The organism is Ruegeria lacuscaerulensis (genome assembly GCF_013031245.1).
Lineage (GTDB): Bacteria > Pseudomonadota > Alphaproteobacteria > Rhodobacterales > Rhodobacteraceae > Ruegeria > Ruegeria lacuscaerulensis_C.
On the sequence record NZ_WPZL01000084.1, the window covers coordinates 1 to 3,603 of the forward strand.

The 3,603-nt window shown below is 49.8% G+C and carries 4 protein-coding genes; all 4 read left to right on the plus strand.

Going from position 1 to position 3,603, the window contains the following annotated elements; translation table 11 throughout:
* Nucleotides 1–592: 592 nt before the first annotated feature.
* Nucleotides 593–2,068: a M23 family metallopeptidase gene (locus GOX66_RS25330; protein WP_170766663.1), complete on the plus strand. Its 1,476-nt coding sequence runs from the start codon at nucleotides 593–595 to the stop codon at nucleotides 2,066–2,068.
* Nucleotides 2,059–2,241 (plus strand): hypothetical protein, encoded by a 183-nt coding sequence (locus tag GOX66_RS25335; protein ID WP_170766665.1) that lies wholly within the window; start codon nucleotides 2,059–2,061, stop codon nucleotides 2,239–2,241. Before GOX66_RS25330 ends, GOX66_RS25335 begins: the two co-directional genes overlap by 10 nt.
* Nucleotides 2,242–2,315: 74 nt before the next feature.
* The gene (locus GOX66_RS25340; protein WP_170766667.1) at nucleotides 2,316–2,594 is read left to right on the plus strand and encodes an IPT/TIG domain-containing protein; all 279 of its coding nucleotides are present in this window, start codon (nucleotides 2,316–2,318) and stop codon (nucleotides 2,592–2,594) included.
* 324 nt (nucleotides 2,595–2,918) lie between these two features.
* On the plus strand, nucleotides 2,919–3,491 hold the full coding sequence (locus GOX66_RS25345; RefSeq protein WP_170766668.1) for a hypothetical protein: 573 nt from the start codon (nucleotides 2,919–2,921) through the stop codon (nucleotides 3,489–3,491).
* Nucleotides 3,492–3,603: the final 112 nt, after the last annotated feature.

Sequence of the window (3,603 nt, forward strand, 5' to 3'; positions counted from 1 at the left end):
AATCCGCCCGGGGAAAGGGGAACTGCGCTCAGACCCCGTTTTGTGCAACAAAGCCGCGATTATGGGTTGAAATAGGGAATGTCGGTTTCACCTACGAAATCGCAGAAACGGATGAGCCAAAAGGCGAGCTCGTTCACGGAAGCGATCATAGCATAGGAAGCCGACATACTTGGTTGGAACGGCTAGGTTTCTACATGTCGGTCTGGGCTTCGTAACGTTGTCGGCGCCGCACAACGCGGCGAAGGTGACGCAGAATTAACTGATGCAGTACTGCAATCAAGTGAACCACCGGGTTGGCCCGATCACCCCTTAGAGATCAGCGTCGGCGGATATTTCGTCGTCGACAAGTTCTGGTTCCAAGTTTCAATCCAACGGAAGTAAGCAGAAAGTGTTGTGAATCGACTGCGTTTTATCCGTTTTAAACCAGTACTTGAACGAATCTGTGATTCGCCCCTAACCTGAAATGAAGTTTATTCGACATACGCACGACATTTGCAAAAAATACTTCGGGGGGGCTTGAGTATGACGTCAGCCCAAGTTTTTAGCTGCACTAATTGCTGGCCAAGGGATTGTCATGGTTAGCAAACGGAAGATGTTCGTCATAATGGATCGGGAAGACACGTTATTCGAACTAGGTGATCGGCTGTACCCAGTTCAGACCGATGCGGAACCGAATGAAAAATTTGCGGGCGAGTATCGCGGCTTTTATCCAACCGATTCCATGGGCAACGGAAATTGGAAACCGAAATCTAGCCGCTTCAAGGGACGCAGCAAAGGGCGGCACAATGGCGTTGACATCTACACGGGATTTGCGCGTTTCCCACGGGAAACACCGATGCTTGCTGCCGCCAGCGGTACACTTATTCATCTGCGCGACGATCAGGCTCCTGATGATCTTGGGAACCGCGCAGAACTGACGACCACGTCCGGCAAAGAGAAGGTGATTTTCCAACACGGGCATTTCGCTAGGATTCATGGTCCGCCGCGGAAGGTCACAAAGGGTGACGTGATTGGGTTTTCCGGCTGTTCGGGAAATGCGAATACTCTTGGCGAATGCACCACGCCGGAGGAGTGCAACATCACGTCTTGCCACGTCCATCTATCCGAATGGATGAACACGATTAGCGGTAGCAACTCGGTTAATCCGCCAAAGGTGCTGGGGTGTGAGCTTGATTTCGCGAGCGTCAACTCCGAGACCAATTGTTCGGCATGGAAGGGCAAGCCCTCTGTGCCACCGGACAACCCTAGGGCGGAAAGTACTCTGAATGCGGCAACGTTAGATGAATGGCGTCGCAGTCGGAGAAACCGTCGCGTGCCGCCGCCCGAGCCCTTTGACCATGTCCATTTCGATGACACCAAGTTTATTAGAAGTGCGGTCAGGGCCTACGAGAACCTCAGACTGCGTTGTCAATCCACGGAAATGAACCGCACGAAGGACAAGGTTGTCGAGTTCGGCAAGAGTCTGAGGGCTGCCATGCGTGACGGCTGGATTGCCGAGAGAAAGGAAATTCAAGATCTTTTGAGCGATGTGGACAAGGAAATTGAGCTTCTGAAAGATTCCGATAAGCAGAACTGGCTTGGCGGGCTCACCACCCGTTCTGTAATGGTCCTGCTCCAAATTGGATGGCGCCTGACCGGCGAGATCATTATTCACCATGCGATGAGCAATCGCCGTTTGCTTGAGGATTGGTATCTTCTTATCAAGAACAGCAAGGGAAAGCTGATTGCACCATCAATTGGAGGCAAACGTCGGAGAAGGTCTAAGAACCCTCTCAACAGCCTCTGGAACGATGCATTGCCCGATTGCGGCATGGGGATTGGCGGTCAGGCCCATATGATCGCCGCCGAGAAAAGCGTCGCGGTCCATCATGTTGCGGCGCTGAGTGCCGATTGGACAGCTCTTGTCTCGCTCAACTTCGACGTAGTCAAACGGCCACTCCTTCCGTCGAATCCTTCGTGCTTTTCTCAACTCCGTCTGCAGGAGAATAAGAGTGTCGACTCTGACCGCCGCCTTTCAGCGGCGCGATCTGGATGGAACCAGATCTTGCTGAGGGCTGGATGGATCTAAATGATGAGGATAAAAAAATGCCGCGGATTGAACAAACATCACATTGGCACATTGCGATGCCGTCAGGAGGAGGCATCCACGCCATCAACAAAGCCCAGCTAACCACTTCAGTGGAGGAGAATCTATCTGAACAGTATTCCTACCAAAAAAGCCGCGAAAAGATTGATACTTAAAAAAAGGGGCCATGACCGTCAGCCATAGGAAACCTGCACTGATTTTCGCTCACATTGTCAATAGGAGTTAGAATATGAAAAAATCTATCCCAATAATTGATAAACTTGACCCATCAACTGTCGAAAAGGGTTTTGAAGGAAAGCTAATAGTCCATGGATCTGAATTCGGTGATGGAACTTATATAATTGTGAAAGTTGGGAGTGATAACCTAGACAGCACGTATAAAAGCGAAACTGAGGTTTGGGGAGAGTTGACTTCAGCACACACCGGAAAAACCGGCAAATTGAATGTTCGAGTCTATAAGCCTGGAGGGTTAAGCGAACCTAAAACTCTTACTGTAGTGGAAAGATAAATCAGGCTCAAACGGAATAACTGTGGTAAAGGGCGATGTGGCGTTTCGTGGCGATCGGGCGTGGGCCATCGCTTTCCATTTTCTTTTCCAAAATCAACCTCGATATAGACAACATCAAGATGAAATCGGAGTCAGATCACTATTCATGAGTATTTAAGAAACCGACGAATTATACCCAGTGGATTCGCTTAATCTGAAGTTGAGCTATATCAATCTTGGAATATAGTTCTGTTTAGGGTGCACGCCAAGTGAATTTATTAGCTTTTGCCTTACTGGCGAGCCAGCAAAACGCTTAGACTTTTTTGGCTAATGGAGGGCTACTAAATGCGACAAATCACAACTAAATCGCCAGGTACGTGCGGAGAAACCGTTTCTCACTTCGATACAAGTGAAACTGATTTGGTTTTTTCAACGGCTCCACCCGGGGGAATTTTTGGCTACTATGGACCCGACGTGTGCTTTAGTCAGTCCGTGGCTGTTCGGTTTAAGGTTAAAGCCAAGGTTACTCTTTCCAAAATTGGAATTTGGTTGATGAACAATGGTGAACCGGGCGTGCCGAAGATTGTTATTAGCCTTCGCGAAGGTTCAGCCGACGATGCGACCCCGGGGGAAGGTGCAATCGAAGAATTACCTACGGTCGTTAGTGCCGTCGGATGGCAACCCAATCTGGAACTTGTGGGCGCGACCGGTACAAAGGTTCTTCGACCGGAAAAGAAATACTGGATTGTTGCCGAGTCAAAGACACCTTGCGGAGAAAGCGGCGTTTGGACGATCGCCAGTGAAGGAATAGGGTTCTCCTCAAATACATGGTTGGGAGAATGGCAACCAGGCGGCGAAGGCGCTATTCCAGCTTTGAAGGTGTGGGGCTCGCCTTTACCCAAAGACCCGTTTCAATAAAGCAATCAAGGGTTTTCCGAATACCACTAGTTAGTTGCGGAGCGTATACTCTACAAGGGCTTTGTTGCACAAAACGGGGTCTGAGCGCAGTTCCCCTTTCCCCGGGCGGATT